Origin of the sequence: Pseudomonas botevensis, assembly GCF_019145475.1 — a bacterium.
GTDB classification, from domain to species: Bacteria; Pseudomonadota; Gammaproteobacteria; order Pseudomonadales; family Pseudomonadaceae; genus Aquipseudomonas; species Aquipseudomonas botevensis.
Window position 1 is genome coordinate 50,194 of the sequence record NZ_JAHTKI010000017.1, and the last position, 15,281, is coordinate 65,474.

Annotated in this window: 15 protein-coding genes and 1 tRNA gene; 3 read left to right on the forward strand and 13 right to left on the reverse strand. The window is 61.2% G+C overall.

Annotated features, from left to right (window positions below):
* Window positions 1-221 precede the first annotated feature (221 nt).
* The 6 genes from KVQ74_RS20670 to dibA form a co-directional block, all read right to left on the reverse strand.
* A complete protein-coding gene (locus KVQ74_RS20670; protein WP_217833011.1) occupies window positions 222-1,211 on the reverse strand; it encodes a sulfate/molybdate ABC transporter ATP-binding protein in 990 nt (329 codons plus the stop codon).
* Window positions 1,212-1,214: 3 nt separating this feature from the next.
* Window positions 1,215-2,087: a sulfate ABC transporter permease subunit CysW gene (gene cysW, locus KVQ74_RS20675; protein WP_217833012.1), complete on the reverse strand. Its 873-nt coding sequence runs from the start codon at window positions 2,085-2,087 to the stop codon at window positions 1,215-1,217.
* A gap of 13 nt (window positions 2,088-2,100) precedes the next feature.
* Complete coding sequence (gene cysT / locus KVQ74_RS20680; protein ID WP_007952818.1) at window positions 2,101-2,919, reverse strand: sulfate ABC transporter permease subunit CysT; 819 nt, start codon at window positions 2,917-2,919, stop codon at window positions 2,101-2,103.
* 70 nt (window positions 2,920-2,989) lie between these two features.
* Window positions 2,990-4,003 (reverse strand): sulfate ABC transporter substrate-binding protein, encoded by a 1,014-nt coding sequence (locus KVQ74_RS20685; RefSeq protein WP_217833013.1) that lies wholly within the window; start codon window positions 4,001-4,003, stop codon window positions 2,990-2,992.
* 139 nt (window positions 4,004-4,142) lie between these two features.
* Entirely contained in the window at window positions 4,143-4,325 is a 183-nt protein-coding gene (gene oscA / locus KVQ74_RS20690) for a sulfur starvation response protein OscA (protein ID WP_127648463.1), read from the reverse strand.
* Window positions 4,326-4,530: 205 nt separating this feature from the next.
* Window positions 4,531-6,450: a phosphodiesterase DibA gene (gene dibA / locus KVQ74_RS20695; protein ID WP_217833014.1), complete on the reverse strand. Its 1,920-nt coding sequence runs from the start codon at window positions 6,448-6,450 to the stop codon at window positions 4,531-4,533.
* A gap of 147 nt (window positions 6,451-6,597) precedes the next feature.
* On the opposite strand from dibA, the gene desA reads away from it, so the two are divergent.
* Together desA and KVQ74_RS20705 are read left to right on the forward strand one after the other, a co-directional pair.
* Window positions 6,598-7,782, forward strand: coding sequence for a delta-9 fatty acid desaturase DesA (gene desA / locus KVQ74_RS20700; protein ID WP_217833015.1), 1,185 nt, complete (start codon window positions 6,598-6,600; stop codon window positions 7,780-7,782).
* Between the two features lie 144 nt (window positions 7,783-7,926).
* Complete coding sequence (locus tag KVQ74_RS20705) at window positions 7,927-8,916, forward strand: GGDEF domain-containing protein (protein ID WP_217833016.1); 990 nt, start codon at window positions 7,927-7,929, stop codon at window positions 8,914-8,916.
* A 76-nt stretch (window positions 8,917-8,992) separates the two neighbouring features.
* Here the strand turns inward: KVQ74_RS20705 and KVQ74_RS20710 are convergent, their stop codons facing one another.
* The 6 genes from KVQ74_RS20710 to KVQ74_RS20735 all read right to left on the reverse strand — a co-directional run bounded on the left by KVQ74_RS20710 (window position 8,993) and on the right by KVQ74_RS20735 (window position 14,656).
* On the reverse strand, window positions 8,993-10,204 hold the full coding sequence (locus tag KVQ74_RS20710; RefSeq protein ID WP_217833017.1) for a response regulator: 1,212 nt from the start codon (window positions 10,202-10,204) through the stop codon (window positions 8,993-8,995).
* A 140-nt stretch (window positions 10,205-10,344) separates the two neighbouring features.
* Window positions 10,345-11,622 (reverse strand): 4-aminobutyrate--2-oxoglutarate transaminase, encoded by a 1,278-nt coding sequence (gene gabT / locus KVQ74_RS20715; protein WP_217833018.1) that lies wholly within the window; start codon window positions 11,620-11,622, stop codon window positions 10,345-10,347.
* Between the two features lie 185 nt (window positions 11,623-11,807).
* A complete protein-coding gene (gene gabD / locus KVQ74_RS20720) occupies window positions 11,808-13,250 on the reverse strand; it encodes an NADP-dependent succinate-semialdehyde dehydrogenase (RefSeq protein WP_217833019.1) in 1,443 nt (480 codons plus the stop codon).
* A 311-nt stretch (window positions 13,251-13,561) separates the two neighbouring features.
* Window positions 13,562-13,846: a RebB family R body protein gene (locus KVQ74_RS20725; RefSeq protein ID WP_217833020.1), complete on the reverse strand. Its 285-nt coding sequence runs from the start codon at window positions 13,844-13,846 to the stop codon at window positions 13,562-13,564.
* Between the two features lie 43 nt (window positions 13,847-13,889).
* Window positions 13,890-14,432 (reverse strand): hypothetical protein, encoded by a 543-nt coding sequence (locus KVQ74_RS20730; protein ID WP_217833021.1) that lies wholly within the window; start codon window positions 14,430-14,432, stop codon window positions 13,890-13,892.
* Window positions 14,429-14,656, reverse strand: coding sequence for a RebB family R body protein (locus KVQ74_RS20735; protein ID WP_217833022.1), 228 nt, complete (start codon window positions 14,654-14,656; stop codon window positions 14,429-14,431). Before KVQ74_RS20735 ends, KVQ74_RS20730 begins: the two co-directional genes overlap by 4 nt.
* A 197-nt stretch (window positions 14,657-14,853) precedes the next feature.
* Between KVQ74_RS20735 and KVQ74_RS20740 the strand changes: the two genes are divergently transcribed.
* Window positions 14,854-14,930, forward strand: a tRNA-Arg gene (locus KVQ74_RS20740).
* 80 nt (window positions 14,931-15,010) lie between these two features.
* Here KVQ74_RS20740 and KVQ74_RS20745 read toward each other — a convergent pair.
* Window positions 15,011-15,271: a hypothetical protein gene (locus KVQ74_RS20745; protein ID WP_217833023.1), complete on the reverse strand. Its 261-nt coding sequence runs from the start codon at window positions 15,269-15,271 to the stop codon at window positions 15,011-15,013.
* Window positions 15,272-15,281: the final 10 nt, after the last annotated feature.

A 15,281-nucleotide genomic window follows, 5' to 3' on the forward strand; every position in this document is an offset into this window, starting at 1 on the left:
CTCCTTGGCATCAGGGTCCAGGAGATACGCCGGTCCGTCATGGACTCTTCACTGCGCCTCCTGGCACAGACTGGAGATTAGGTAAGGAATAAGTCCGGGTTGGCAGGCGGTTAGATCGAATCGCGCTAACAGTAATAACTGCATCAGCAACGACGCTCCCACAGTGGATCGGTGTACACCGTCCACCCGTGGGAGCGGGCTTGCCCGCGAAGCTTTTGATCTCAGAGATTGGCGACTTTCTGCCAGACCTTCGGCTTGAAGAACAGCGTCTCGCCCTTCGCCAGCCCCGTCAGGCTGTCGTGATCCTTGACCACTTCGGCCTCGATCAGATCGGCCTGCCCTTCGACCTTCAGCGTCACCCGTGTGGTGGCGCCCAGCGGCCGGATATCGCGCACTTCGGCCGCATGGTGATCCGCCAGTTCATGCCGCGACAGCGACACTTCGTGGGGACGGAACAGCACATGATTGTCATCACCCAGGTGCAGGCGGTTCGAATCGCCGAGGAAGTGATAGACGAAATCGCTGGCCGGGTTTTCGTAGACGTCGCCCGGTGAACCGATCTGCTCGATCACGCCCTTGTTCATCACCACGATGCGGTCGGCGACTTCCATCGCTTCTTCCTGGTCGTGGGTCACGAACACCGAGGTCAGGTTGATGTCTTCGTGCAGCCGTGCCAGCCAGCGGCGCAGCTCCTTGCGCACCTTGGCATCGAGGGCGCCGAACGGCTCGTCGAGCAGCAGCACTTTCGGCTCCACCGCCAGGGCGCGGGCCAGGGCGATACGCTGACGCTGGCCACCGGACAGTTGTTCCGGATAGCGATCCGACAGCCAGTCCAGTTGCACCATGTTCAGCAGTTCGTGAACCTTGGCAGCGATCTGGCTCTCGTTCGGGCGCTGGTTTTTCGGCTTCATCCGCAGGCCGAACGCGACGTTGTCGAACACCGTCATGTGGCGGAACAAGGCATAGTGCTGGAACACGAAACCGACGTTGCGATCACGCACGTCATGGCCGGAAACGTCTTCGCCGTGGAACACGATGTTGCCCTGATCCGGAGTTTCCAGACCGGCGATGATCCGCAACAGGGTGGTCTTGCCGCAGCCGGACGGGCCGAGCAGCGCCACCAGCTCACCGCTGCGAATGTCCAGGCTGATATCGTTCAGCGCCTTGAACGCGTTGAAATTCTTGCTGACGTTACGCACTTCGATCGACATGAATTATTCCTCCGCGGCGCTGGCGCGCAGGCGGTTGATACGGTTTTCGCTCCACTGCTTGAGCAGCAGGATGAAGAGCGCCAGGATCAGCAACAGGCTCGCCACGGCGAACGCGGCCACATGGTTGTATTCGTTGTAGAGGATCTCGACGTGCAGAGGCAAGGTGTTCGTCACCCCGCGAATGTGCCCGGAAACCACCGACACCGCACCGAACTCACCCATGGCCCGCGCGGTACACAGCACCACGCCATAGATCAGGCCCCATTTGATATTGGGTACGGTGACGTGCCAGAACATCTGCCAGCCATTGGCGCCGAGCAGACGCGCGGCTTCCTCTTCCTGAGTACCTTGCTCCTGCATCAGCGGAATCAGCTCACGGGCCACGAAAGGCACGGTGACGAAGATCGTCGCCAGCACGATACCCGGCAGGGCGAAGACGATCTGGATGTCGTGATCCTGCAACCACGGTCCGAACAGGCCTTGAGCGCCGAACATCAGCACGTAGACCAGACCGGCGATCACCGGCGATACCGAGAACGGCAGGTCGATCAGCGTCACCAGGATGCTCTTGCCACGGAACGAATATTTGCTCACGCACCACGCGGCGCTGACACCGAACACCAGGTTCAGCGGCACCGAAATCAGCACGGCGATCACCGTGAGTTTCAGCGCCGACAAGGCATCAGGTTCAAGGATCGCGGTGAAAAATTCACCGATGCCGTTCTTCAGACCCTGGGACACCACGATGAACAGCGGCAGCAACAGGAACAGGGCGAAGATCAGCCAGCCAAGGCCGATCAGGACTCTGCGCGACGTGGCGCTGCCACGGCGCGCGGCGTTGGCCGAGGACGCGGCCGCAATAGACGATTGGGACATGGTTCGCGCCTCCTTATGGGGTTTCGATGCGCCGCTGCAACAGGTTGATCAGCAGCAACAGGACGAAGGAAACCACCAGCATCAGCACGCCGATGGAGGTGGCGCCGGTGTAGTCGTATTGGTCGAGCTTGACCATGATCAGCAGCGGCAGGATCTCGGTTTTCATCGGCATGTTGCCGGCGATGAAAATCACCGAGCCGTACTCGCCGACGCCCCGGGCGAATGCCAGGGCAAACCCGGTCAGCCACGCCGGCAGCAGTGCCGGCAGCAGAATGTGGCGGAACACCTGCAACGGTTTCGCCCCCAGGCAAGCAGCGGCTTCTTCGACTTCACGGGGAATATCGGCGAGCACCGGCTGCACCGTGCGCACCACGAACGGCAGGGTCACGAAGGTCAGGGCGAGGGTAATCCCCAACGGGGTGTAGGCGATCTTGAACCCGAGGTCGGCGGCGAACTGCCCGACCAGCCCGGTCGGCGTGTACAGCGCCGTCAGGGCGATACCGGCCACCGCTGTCGGCAGGGCGAACGGCAGGTCGATCATCGCGTCGATCACCTTGCGGCCCGGGAAGGTGTAGCGCACCAGCACCCAGGCCAGCAGCGTGCCGATGATGCCGTTGATGATCGCGGCACACAGCGCAGTGCCGAAACTCAGCTTCAACGCCGCCAGCACCCGTGGCGCGGAGATGATCGTCCAGAATTGATCCCAGGTGAGTTGGGCGGCGTGGACGAACATCGCCGCCAGCGGGATTAGCACAATCAGGCTGAGGTACACCAAGGTGTAGCCCAGCGTCAGCCCGAAGCCGGGTATGACGGGGGAGATACGACGCGACATAAAAGTCCCTGGTTTGAGAACGCGCAAAGCCCCGAACATAAATCCGGGGCTCGTTTTAGGCTATTGATACTTACTGCGCCTGATAGATCTGGTCGAACACGCCACCGTCATTGAAGAATTTCGGTTGCGCGGTTTTCCAGCCGCCGAAGTCCTTGTCGATGGTCACCAGCTCCAGTTTCGGGAACTGCTGGGCGTACTTGGCAGCAACGTCCTTGTCACGCGGACGGTAGAAATTCTTCGCCGCGATTTCCTGGCCGGCCGGGCTGTACAGGTGCTTGAGGTAGGCTTCGGCGATCTGCTCGTTGCCTTTCTTCTCGGCGTTCTTGTCGACCACGGCCACCGGCGGTTCGGCGAGGATCGACAGGGACGGCACGACGATGTCGAACTTGTCGGCGCCGCCATCTTCTTTCAGCGCCAGGAACGCTTCGTTCTCCCAGGCCAGCAACACGTCACCCTGACCGTTGTTGACGAAGGTGATGGTCGAGCCACGGGCGCCGGTGTCCAGCACCGGAACGTGCTTGAACAGGGTCTGCACGTATTCCTTGGCCTTCTCTTCGTTGCCGCCGTTGGCTTTCAGGCCGTAGGCCCACGCCGCGAGGAAGTTCCAGCGGGCACCGCCGGAGGTTTTCGGGTTCGGGGTGATCACCGAGACGTCGTTCTTGACCAGGTCGCCCCAGTCCTTGATGCCTTTCGGGTTGCCCTTGCGCACCAGGAACACGATGGTCGAAGTGTACGGCGTGCTGGCTTCCGGCAGACGCTTCTGCCAGTCGGCCGGCAAGGTCTTGCCGAGCTTGGCGATTTCGTCGATGTCGCCCGCCAGGGCCAGGGTCACGACGTCGGCGCGCAGGCCATCGATCACCGCACGACCCTGCTTGCCCGAGCCACCGTGGGATTGCTGGATCTTCACGGTGTCGCCGGCATGATCCTTCTGCCAGAACTTGATGAACTCGGCGTTGTAATCCTGATACAGCTCACGGGTCGGGTCGTACGACACGTTGAGCAGTTCGTAATCCTTGGCAACCGCAGAACCGGCAAACACAGCGCTGGCCAGGGCGGCCAAAGCGTAACGGCGAATCGACGACATGGTGAAAGCTCCTGGAATTCTTGGTGGTGGCTTTTTCTTATGTGCTGCTGGAATCGGTTGCTCATTCAAAGATCGCCGCCTGCGGCAGCTCCCGCATTCATCCCCTGCGGAAACTGCCGCAGGCTGCGATCTTTTGATTTCAGCCCGGCTTGTTGCCCGGCTGCTGCAAGCGGAATTTCTCTTTACGCTCGATCTGGACCACTTGGGCGTTATGCACAGTGATTTCCACCGCACCGAAACGCAGGTCGCGCAAGGCGCTCTGGATTTCGCGCAAGATGGTGGTTTCGTCCTGACCGTCAACGCTACGCAGGGATGCGCTCATGGTGCTGCTCCTTTGTATGGGATATGCCTGGCAGTGGGCGGCACTGCGTTCGGCGTGGATGCAATATAAAAGAGCCTTGGATATTCTTAAAAAGACTATTTAAGAATGTTTATATAACCAGAAAACATTATCTGGCGGGACAAGGGTTTGCGCTTCGCACAGGCGCAAGAACACGCCTTGAGAGCCGGCACCAAAAGCCGGGGATTCAGCCAATCACCGGCGCATTCATCCAGTCCAGTTGCGCCGCCGGCACCGGCCGCCCGAACCAGTAGCCCTGGCCCAGATCACATTCCTGCGCCAGCAGAAACGCCGCCTGCTCGCCTTGCTCGATGCCTTCGGCGTGTACCTGCATGCCCATGCTGCGGGCCAGCGCAATGATGACCCGGACGATTGCCGCGTCATCCTCGTCCCACGGCAGCCCGGCGACAAAACCCTGGTCGATCTTCAGCTTCTGCACCGGCAGGCGCTTGAGCCGCAGCAGCGACGAATACCCGGTGCCGAAATCGTCGATCGCCAGACGAATGCCCAACTCGCGCAGGCGATGCATCTGCTCCAGTGCCACTTCCGGGTCGTCCATTACCGCGCTTTCGGTGACTTCCAGTTCCAGACAGGCCGGATCCAGTCCGGTGTCGTGCAGCACCTGCGCCACCTGCTGATACAACTCGCGGCGGGCGAACAGCCGCGACGAGACATTCACCGCGACAAACGACAGCACCACCCCGGCCTGCTGCCATTGGCACATCTGTCGACAGGCCTGCTGCATGACCCAGGCGTCGATCTCGGCAATCATCCCGGTGCGCTCGGCAATCGGGATGAACTCCGCCGGCGAGACCAGTCCGCGCTGCGGATGCTCCCAGCGCACCAGCGCCTCGACACCGATCAGGCGACTGCTTTTGAGGTCATGCACCGGCTGGTAATAAACCCGCAGCTCCTGCTGCTCCAGCGCGCGGCGCAGTTCGAAAGCGATTTCGACCCGTTGCTGGGCGTGGGCAGTAAGTTCTTCGGTGTACAGCGCGTAGCCATTGCGCCCGCTGCTCTTGGCCTTGAACAACGCCGCGTCGGCGTTGCGCAACAGTTGTTCGGCACTCAGGGCATCGCTGGGGAACAGGCTGATGCCGATGCTGGCGTCGATGAACAGTTCGTGGCCGTCCAGGCAGAACGGCTCCTTGAGTCCGTCGAGAATCCGTTGCGCCAGCGCGGCCGCCTGCACCAGTTGGGGACAACTTTCTGCCAGCACGGCGAACTCATCGCCGCCCAGCCGCGCCAGGGTGATTCCCGGCCCGAACAAGTCCTGCAAACGCGCGGCCACCGCCTTGAGCAAGCGGTCACCGACGTTGTGACCGAGGCTGTCGTTGATCAACTTGAAGTGATCCAGATCGATCATCAGCAACGCGCAACCGCGTTTGTGGATCTGCGCCGAAGCCAGCGCCTGCTCGGCGCGATCACTGAACAGCAGGCGGTTGGGCAGGTCGGTCAGGGGATCGTGATGGGCCAGGTGCTTGAGTTCGTGCTCGGAGTCCTTGATCGCGCTGATGTCGGAAAACACCGCCACGTAATGGCTGAGACGGCCGTCATCGTCGTGAATGACGCGGATCGTCTGCCATTGTGGATAGATCTCGCCGCTTTTGCGTCGGTTCCAGATTTCCCCGCTCCATTCTCCGCTCGCCCCCAGTTGCGCGAACATCGCCTGATAGAAGCCCGGCGGATGATGGCCCGACTTGAACAGGCTTGGCTGGCGTCCGAGGACTTCCTCGCCCTGATAACCGGTGATTTCCATAAAGGCGCGGTTGACGTGAACAATCAGCCCCTGGCGATCGGTGACCAGCACGCCTTCACGGGTGCAGTCGAACACCGCCGCAGCCTGGCGCAGGCGTTCGCGATCGGCCTGACGCTCACGCAGACGGGCACCGATCCCCAAACATTCGAACAATCGTGCCCGGGCGAGAAAGATCAGACCGGCGCTGAGCGCCACAAACGCATAACCGTTGATCAGTTGCCAACGCAGCAGATCCCCGGAGCTATCGAAGAAACTGTTCAATAAGTAACCAGTGCCCTGCAGCCAGACCACTGCAAGAACCAGATAAAGCAGCGCTGCACGCAAGGCATCGCGATAAGTGGCAGACATTCGGCCGTCCATGTCCCTACAAAAATGTCGGGATTATAGGTCAAGAAACATCCAGCCAACTCTTATCTGAAAGGCCGACTGGTTTTATCTGTGTGCTTGGTGATAATGCAGCGGCTGTTTTTTTATTTATCGAGGGCCCCATAGCCTATGTGGTACGAAGGTTTTCTTGGCTTGTCGGCCTGGTCACTGGTCGCCGTGACCCTGCTGATGACCCACGTGACGATCGTCAGCGTCACGGTCTACTTGCACCGCTACTCGGCCCATCGCTCCCTTGAGCTGAGTGCCGGGCTGAAGCATTTTTTCCGTTTCTGGCTGTGGCTGACCACGGCGCAGAACACTCGCGAGTGGACCGCCATCCACCGCAAGCACCACGCCAAATGCGAAACCGAGGATGACCCGCACAGTCCGGTCATCAAGGGTCTGTCCACCGTGCTGCGCAAAGGCGCCGAGCTGTACCGCGAAGAGGCACAGAACCCCGAGACCCTGCGCATCTACGGCAAGAACTGCCCCGAAGACTGGATCGAGCGCAACCTCTACAGCCGCTATCGCCTGCTCGGCGTGGCGATCATGGCGGTCATCGACCTGCTGCTGTTCGGCACCATCGGCATCACCATCTGGGCCATCCAGATGATGTGGATCCCCGTTTGGGCCGCCGGCGTGGTCAACGGCCTCGGCCATGCCATCGGCTACCGCAACTTCGAATGCCGCGATGCCGCGACCAATCTGGTGCCGTGGGGCATCCTGATCGGCGGTGAAGAACTGCACAACAACCATCACACCTACCCCAACTCGGCCAAGCTGTCGGTCAGGAAATGGGAATTCGACCTCGGCTGGGCGTGGATCAAAGTCTTCAGTTTCCTGCGTCTGGCCAAGGTGCAGCGGGTCGCGCCGATTGCCCACCGCGTCGAAGGCAAGGGCAGCCTGGACATGGACACCGCCATGGCGATCCTCAACAACCGCTTCCAGATCATGGCCCAGTACCGAAAACTGGTGATCGGGCCGCTGGTCAAGCAGGAGCTGGCGAAGGTCGATCATTCCGTGCGTCACCAGTTCCATCGGGCCAAGCGCCTGCTCTCGCGGGAAACCAGCCTGCTGGAGGATCGTCATCACGTGCGCATCCAGAACATGCTCGAGCACAGCCAGGCGCTGAAGGTAATTTACGAGAAACGTCTGGCCTTGCAGCAGATCTGGGTCAAGACCAGCGCAAATGGCCACGACATGCTCGCGGCCATCAAGGAATGGGTCCACGAGGCCGAAGCCAGTGGCATTCAGTCCCTGCGCGACTTCGCCGACCAGTTGAAGACCTACTCGCTGCGTCCCGCCGCCGTCTGATGCCGTTGATCGGCGCGCCCGGTTCCCGGGCGCGCCCTTCGGAACTTCACCCCCGATCCCCTATCTCAATGACACTTCGCCATCCCCGGCGGGCTGTACTGTGGCCGCTGTCGAATCGCGGCACGCCCTTTGAGATATGTGCCGATGGTCAACAACAACCAAAAAGACTCATCCCCCCCGCAGTGGCCCGAAGCCGCGCAAACCCTGATGGCGCTGATGCACGCCCAGGGTGAGGTCGCGCGCCTGAGCGAACGCGAACAGCTGTTCAGTTCGCTGCTGGTCAGCGTCAACGCCGTGCTCTGGGCGTTCAACTGGGAAACCCGCCAGGTGCTGTACGTCAGCCCGGCCTACGAAAGGATCTTCGGCCGCTCCGCCGGATTGCTGCTGGCCGACTACAACCAGTGGCGCGATAGCATCTACCCCGACGATCTGGAATACGCCGAACGCAGCCTCGCCGAAGTGCTGCACAAGGGTGCCGTGGAAGATCGCGAATACCGGATCATCGATGCCGACGGTCAGGTGCGCTGGCTCAGCGACAAATGCTTCATCAATCGCCTGGAAGAACCGGGACAGCCGGTGATCATCGTCGGCATCGCCGAAGACATCACCGAAAAGAAGCAACTGGAAACCGAGTTGCAGCGCCTGGCCACCACCGATGTGCTGACCCAAAGCAGCAACCGCCGCCACTTCTTCGAATGCGCCAACCAGGAATTCGAACAGGCCCGCCTGCAAGGCGCGCCGTTGGCGTTTCTGCTGCTGGATATCGATGACTTCAAGGTGATCAACGACACCTACGGCCATCCGGAAGGCGACACCGTCCTGCAACGGATCGCCGAGTGCGGGCGGGCCTCATTGCGTCGTGGCGATCTGTTCGGGCGCATTGGTGGCGAGGAGTTCGCCGCGGTGTTCCCCGGCTGCGCGCCGGACATGGCGATGCAAGTGGCCGAGCGGCTGCAACGGGAGATTCAGCGGTTGAGCTTCAGCCATGAAGGGCAGACATTCAGCGTCACCGTCAGCCAGGGCCTGACCAGCCTGACCCCGGAAGACGAAAACCTCGACAGCCTGTTCGCCCGCGCCGACACGGCGATGTACGAGGCCAAGCGCCAGGGCAAGAACCGGATCATTTCCGGCTGACACAGCTTGCTGGACAGACCCAAAACCAAGGTGGGAGCCGGGCCAATCCGGCTCTCATGGCTTTTGGCAGCGCCGACTATTTGCGCATCCGCATCAGTTCCGGCAGCCCGATCTTGAGCAGCCGCGCCGTGCGGCTCTTCGCCAGTTCTTCGATGCCCTCATGCTCGGTCAGGCGCGCCATCTGCGCCGCCATGTTCATCACCAGCGCCTCGCGGGAATACACTCCGCCCCCAAGCTGATAGACCGCCGCGATCAACTCGCGCAGTTCCAGCGGCAGACGCCAGCGGGTACGCAGGGCTGAACCATAGGCCGCGCCGAACTCCACCAGCGCCTCGCCCACTTCCTCTTGATCGTCAAGCTCGCCGCCCGCCTGCTGCCATTCCTGCAAGCAACGCAGCAACGCCAGGTCGCCAAGACGATGCAGCATGCCCGCGCAATAACAGCGCTCCTGATCCAGATCGAGCAACCGCGCCAGCGTCCGCGCATATTCGGCGGTGTGCAGCGACAGGCCCCAATAACGCTCGGCGTAATCCGCCAGGCACGGGTCACTGAGTTTGGCGCTGCGCTTGAGTGCCAGACCGAGGATCAGGTTCATGCTCTGCCCGGTGCCCAACCGGTGCAACGCCTGGCCCAGTGTCTGCACCGGCGCGCCGTGATGCTGCGCGGCGCTGTTGGCGGCAGCGATCAACACTGCGGTGATCTGCGGGTCGGTGCGAATTTCGTCTTCCAGCAATTTCAGATCGAGGCCGTTGGGATTGAGGCTGCGTTTGACCGCGACTTGCACGTCGGTCATCAGCGGCGCGCCATCGGCCTGCTCACGGCGTCGTTCGAGGAACACCGCGAGGGTCATGCCCGGCGCCAGCGACGGCACTTCGCAAAACACTTCTTCGCCCGCATGGAGCAGCAGATCCTGCAACCGCTGGGTCAGGCTTTCCATGTTCAGGGGTTTGGCCAGATAGGCCGTCGGCGCCAGCGGCAGGGCTTCGCGCACGCTGGCGCTGTCATTGCGACTGCTCATCAAAATGAACGGCAGCGGCGGATTGCGTTTGCGCTGGCGAACACTGCGCAACACGTTCAGGCCATCGACGCCGGGCAACTCCCAGTCAACGATGGCCAGGTCATACGGTACTTCGCTGAGCAGCGACAGCGCGTGCTGGCCATCGGAGCACAGATCCAGCCGCGCATCGCAGCGTACGTTCAACAGCACCTGCTTGAGCAGATCGCGAGACCAGGGGTCGGCCTCGGCAATCAGCACCCGGGGTACGGCGGGTAATTCAACGGCAGTCATGCGCGCTCTCCCTTGCAATCCCTGAACCTTAGCCAATGCTGGCCATTCGATACAGCGCAAAAGCCCCGGAAGTGTTTCGAGGGTATGAAAAAACCCGCCGAAGCGGGTTTTTTGTCGATCCGATCACACAGCGCCCGGGCTTACAGCTCCGCGAAGCACTCTTCGATGATCGCCAGGCCTTTGTCCAGTTGCTCGTCCGGCGATGTCAGCGGGACCAGGACGCGCAGCACGTTGCCGTAAGTGCCGCAGGACAGCAGGATCAGGCCCTTGTCGCGAGCCTTGGCAACCACGGCTGCAACGGCAGTCGGGTTAGGCTTGTGGCTGTCGCCGTTTTCGAACAGCTCGACCGCGATCATCGCGCCCAGGGCACGTACTTCACCGATCACCGGGTATTTGGCCTGGATAGCCTTCAGGCCAGTCACCAGACGCTCGCCGACCGCTTTGCAGCGATCCAGCAGGTGCTCTTCTTCGAACACTTCCATCACTGCCAGGGCAGCGGCGCAAGCGATCGGGCTACCGGCGTAGGTGCCGCCCAGACCGCCTGGAGCGATGGCGTCCATGTATTCGGCCTTGCCGCAGACACCGGCCAACGGGAAGCCGCCAGCGATGGATTTGGCGAAGGTGGTCAGGTCGGCGGCAACGCCCATCTGTTCCATGGCGAAGAAGGTGCCGGTACGGCCGGCGCCAGTCTGCACTTCGTCAGCGATCAGCAGGATGCCGTGCTGGTCGCACAGGGCACGCAGGCGCTTCATGAATTCTTTCGGCGCGACATAGAAACCACCTTCACCCTGCACAGGCTCGATGATGATCGCGGCGATGTCTTTCGGCTCGGCGTCGTTCTTGAAGATGCGTTCGATGCTGGCGATCGAATCGTCGATGCTCACGCCATGCAGTTCGTTCGGGTACAGCGCGCGGAAGATGCCGCCTGGCATCAGGCCCATGCCGGCCGAGTAAGGCACGACTTTACCGGTCAGACCCAGGGTCATCATGGTGCGGCCGTGGTAAGCGCCGGTGAAGGCGATCACGCCTGCGCGGCCAGTGGCGGCACGGGCGATCTTCACGGCGTTTTCAACAGCTTCGGAACCGGTGGTCACCAGCAGGGTTTTCTTGGCGAAATCACCCGGAACACGGGCGTTCACTTTCTCGCACAGTTCCACGTACGGCTCGTAGGCCAGTACCTGGAAGCAGGTGTGGGTCAGCTTGTTCAGTTGCTCGGTCACGGCGGCGATGATTTTCGGATGCACGTGGCCGGTGTTCAGCACGGCGATACCGCCGGCGAAGTCGATGAACTCGCGACCTTCAACGTCGGTCACGGTCGCGTTCTTCGCGGACTCGGCGAAGATCGGGTGGATCTGGCCAACACCACGTGGAACAGCGGCTACACGGCGGGCCATCAAATCAGCGTTAGTCTTGCTCATTACATTCCTCATTCGCCGCTCATCGGTCGGCGTGGTTCAAGGATTACGCGGCGGGGAGCAACTACGGCAGCATGCGATGATCGACTGCCACAGCGTTCCCGGCCGCAGAGAAAATTCCGTTTTGAAGCGACGCAAAGGGACAGCGCTCTCGTGCCCTTTGCGTTTGAAGCAATCCCTGGCCGGGCTTAGATGCCCAGGCAGAGGTATTTGATTTCCAGGTAATCCTCGATGCCGTACTTGGAGCCTTCACGGCCCAGGCCCGAAGCCTTGATACCGCCGAACGGCGCGACTTCGTTGGAGATCAGACCGGTGTTGACGCCAACCATGCCGTACTCCAGGGCCTCGGCCACACGGAACACACGGCCCAGGTCGCGAGCGTAGAAGTACGAGGCCAGGCCGAACTCGGTGTCGTTGGACATCGCGATCACGTCGGCTTCATCTTTGAAGCGGAACAGCGGCGCCAGCGGGCCGAAGGTTTCTTCCTTGGCGACAGCCGCGTTGTTCGGCACGTTGGTCAGGATGGTCGGTTCGAAGAAGTTGCCTTCCATCGGCTTGCCACCGGCCAGCAAGGTTGCGCCTTTGCCCACGGCGTCGGCGATATGCTCCTGCACCTTGGCCACGGCCTTCTCGTCGATCAGCGGACCGGTGGTGGTGCCTTCTTCCAGACCGTTGCCGATCTTCAGTTTGGCAACCGCCGCTTTCAGCTTCTCGGCGAATGCGTCGTACACACCGTCCTGAATGTACAGACGGTTAGCGCAGACACAGGTCTGGCCGTTGTTGCGGTATTTGGAAATGATCGCGCCTTCGACGGCCTTATCCAGGTCCGCGTCGTCGAACACGATGAACGGTGCGTTACCGCCCAGTTCCAGGGAAACTTTCTTGATGTCCTTGGCGCATTCCGACATCAGTTGGCGACCGATTTCGGTCGAGCCGGTAAAGGACAGTTTGCGCACGATCGGGTTGCCGGTCAGCTCGCTGCCGATGTCGCCGGCGCTGCCGGTGACCACGCTGAACACACCTTTTGGAATGCCGGCGCGCTGGGCCAGCTCGGCCAGGGCGAACGCGGAGAAAGGCGTTTGCGAAGCAGGCTTGAGCACCATGGTGCAACCGGCGGCCAGGGCCGGGCCGGCTTTACGGGTGATCATCGCCGCCGGGAAGTTCCACGGGGTAATGGCGGCAGTCACGCCGATCGGCTGCTTCATCACGATCAGGCGCTTGTCCGGCTGGTGGCCCGGAATCACGTCACCGTAGATGCGCTTGGCTTCTTCGGCGAACCACTCCAGGAAGGAGGCGGCGTAGGCGATTTCGCCCTTGGCTTCGGCCAGCGGCTTGCCTTGTTCGAGGGTCATCAGGCGAGCGAGGTCGTCCTGGTTCTCGATCATCAGTTCGAACCAGCGACGCAGCTTGTTCGCACGCTCTTTGGCGGTCAGTGCACGCCAGGCCGGCAGCGCCTTGTCGGCGGCTTCGATGGCGCGGCGGGTTTCGGCAGTGCCCATCTTCGGCACGGTGCCCAGAATTTCACCCGTTGCCGGGTTGTTGACCTTGATCGTCTGACCGTTGTCCGCATCGACCCAAGCGCCATCGATAAAGGCTTGCTGGCGGAACAACAGGGTGTCTTTAAGCTGCATGTCGGCTTTCCTTAACAGCACCGCTTACTGAAGCGGAGCAAATTATGATTGTAGAAAGGCGCCTCGCAAGGCTGCCGTCAGGGAAATCATTTACCGGGTGAAACACATAAATAGCGCACGATTCGAAACCCGTGCGGCTCAGCACCCAGACAAGGAGCGTTTGAAATCTCAAACGAATCCTAGGTTCAAAGGGGGTTAAAGGACAATAGTCTGTTCAAAAAAAAGAACAAAAACGCCGCATTTGCACAGACTTTCAGATCAACGAGCAACAAGCCCCGCCAGACTCACGGGGCTGCCCGTTGCGGGGAGTCTCAGGACTTCGCTGTCTTGGCGGCAGAATCCTCGAGGATTTTCTGGGCCGCGACGGCCTCGGCTGCGGTATCGACGCTGTAGATCTGCATCACGCCCTGATTGGTTGCGGCCTGCGCCAGCACGTTTTGTTGCTGCTGGGCGTTGACGGCATTCTCGAACATGAGGCCTGTCGAGTGCGCCATGCTTTGATAAAGCGAGCCCATCGCCAGGGCCGGCGCTTCGGCCACAACCTTCACGCTGGTCTGGGTGACTGCATCGGTGATCTGATCATTCACGGTTGCCATGTTCCGACTCCTTTCACGGGATGGTGGGTGTTGCAAATACTGCTCAGGCGGTGGGTGTACGTTCAGGTTGACTGGCGCTGAACTGGGCAATGCTCTGGTTGATTCGCTCCAGCGCCTGATTCACACCCTCGGCATCCAGCACGCCGCTGGCGGCAGCCACCGCCGCAGCACCGCCCACCAACAGGTGTGTGTTCAGCGCCCCCAGCGCACTTTCGGTGGCGGCATCGAGGTCGTCCTTGATAATGCTTTCGGTCATCTGTCGCAGCAAAACGCCTTGCGAGGCCAGGGCCAGTTTGGTGACACCGTCGAAATAACTTGCCGCCGACTGCGCCACCAACCCGCTGGCCTGACGAATCAGCAGCTCCGGCCCCAAAGACGCCAGGGTGGGTGCATGGGCAGCCAGTTGGGTGTTGAGCAGATTGACCGCCTCGACGATCTGCCGGTTCAAGGCGTCGGCGCCCACGCCCTGGGCGGTCTGCGTGAGCAACTGCTCGTTGAGCGAGGCCAGCAAAGCGGCCGCTGCGGCGGCAGGATCGACTGCCGGCTGCTCAGTATTATCGGTCTGGGCCTGATCCTTCGCCGTCATGACCGCCCTCCTACCGCCAGAATCTGCTGCACCGCAGCGGCCACGGTGGCGTTGCCGATAATGTTCAGCGCCTGTTGCTGGCTGACCGCATTCTCCAACGCCAGACTGATCGCATGGCTGGTGACCTGCGTCAGCGTGGCGATGGCCGTGGCGGGCGCGGAACCGACCACCTGCACGCTCGATTGGGTAACGGAATCGGTGATCTGAGGATTGACGACGCTCATGCATTTCTCCTGAAGGAAGGCGATCGAGGAACCCGCCGCAGGAAAACAATAGATCAGCCTCGCCAAACTGCCACGAGAGCGTTTTGCAGGACGTTACCGCCTTTTGAAATGCACCCTCGCGGACACGACCACTGACAATTAGCCAGCGAAAACCGGCATGGACGCCCCGAGCCGACCTAGGTATGATGTCGCCCGCTGCACCAGTAGCTCAGCTGGATAGAGTACTGCCCTCCGAAGGCAGGGGTCGTGGGTTCGAATCCCGCCTGGTGCGCCATGAACAGAAACGAGAAAGCCCCGGATCGAAAGGTCCGGGGCTTTTTTGTGGATGGCAATTCAACACTGAACCGCTACGGCTCACTCCGTCGTCCAGTCAAACTCATCGTATTCATCATCCTCGTCCTCAACCTCCTCAAACACGTCGTCCTCATCAACAACGTCTTCTTCCGGCTGATTCAGCAGAAACTCCTTACGCGTCTCGGTAATCGCTCGCCGCATCTCTTCGCCCTTTTCCGGACAGTTGAGGAGTTGGGCGATGCGGTCGATTTTTGGTGCCACGGTGTTCTCCAGCGCATCGGCAATGCCCCGATAGTGCGCGTTTTTGCGGGGCAATGCCAAATGGCTGGAG

Excerpts from the sequence above, each read along its gene's own strand:
- KVQ74_RS20670 (WP_217833011.1), bottom strand. The coding sequence starts at position 1,211 with ATGTCGATCGAAGTGCGTAACGTCAGCAAGAATTTCAACGCGTTCAAG.
- cysW (WP_217833012.1), bottom strand. The coding sequence starts at position 2,087 with ATGTCCCAATCGTCTATTGCGGCCGCGTCCTCGGCCAACGCCGCGCGC.
- cysT (WP_007952818.1), bottom strand. The coding sequence starts at position 2,919 with ATGTCGCGTCGTATCTCCCCCGTCATACCCGGCTTCGGGCTGACGCTG.
- KVQ74_RS20685 (WP_217833013.1), bottom strand. The coding sequence starts at position 4,003 with ATGTCGTCGATTCGCCGTTACGCTTTGGCCGCCCTGGCCAGCGCTGTG.
- oscA (WP_127648463.1), bottom strand. The coding sequence starts at position 4,325 with ATGAGCGCATCCCTGCGTAGCGTTGACGGTCAGGACGAAACCACCATC.
- dibA (WP_217833014.1), bottom strand. The coding sequence starts at position 6,450 with ATGTCTGCCACTTATCGCGATGCCTTGCGTGCAGCGCTGCTTTATCTG.
- desA (WP_217833015.1), top strand. The coding sequence starts at position 6,598 with ATGTGGTACGAAGGTTTTCTTGGCTTGTCGGCCTGGTCACTGGTCGCC.
- KVQ74_RS20705 (WP_217833016.1), top strand. The coding sequence starts at position 7,927 with ATGGTCAACAACAACCAAAAAGACTCATCCCCCCCGCAGTGGCCCGAA.
- KVQ74_RS20710 (WP_217833017.1), bottom strand. The coding sequence starts at position 10,204 with ATGACTGCCGTTGAATTACCCGCCGTACCCCGGGTGCTGATTGCCGAG.
- gabT (WP_217833018.1), bottom strand. The coding sequence starts at position 11,622 with ATGAGCAAGACTAACGCTGATTTGATGGCCCGCCGTGTAGCCGCTGTT.
- gabD (WP_217833019.1), bottom strand. The coding sequence starts at position 13,250 with ATGCAGCTTAAAGACACCCTGTTGTTCCGCCAGCAAGCCTTTATCGAT.
- KVQ74_RS20725 (WP_217833020.1), bottom strand. The coding sequence starts at position 13,846 with ATGGCAACCGTGAATGATCAGATCACCGATGCAGTCACCCAGACCAGC.
- KVQ74_RS20730 (WP_217833021.1), bottom strand. The coding sequence starts at position 14,432 with ATGACGGCGAAGGATCAGGCCCAGACCGATAATACTGAGCAGCCGGCA.
- KVQ74_RS20735 (WP_217833022.1), bottom strand. The coding sequence starts at position 14,656 with ATGAGCGTCGTCAATCCTCAGATCACCGATTCCGTTACCCAATCGAGC.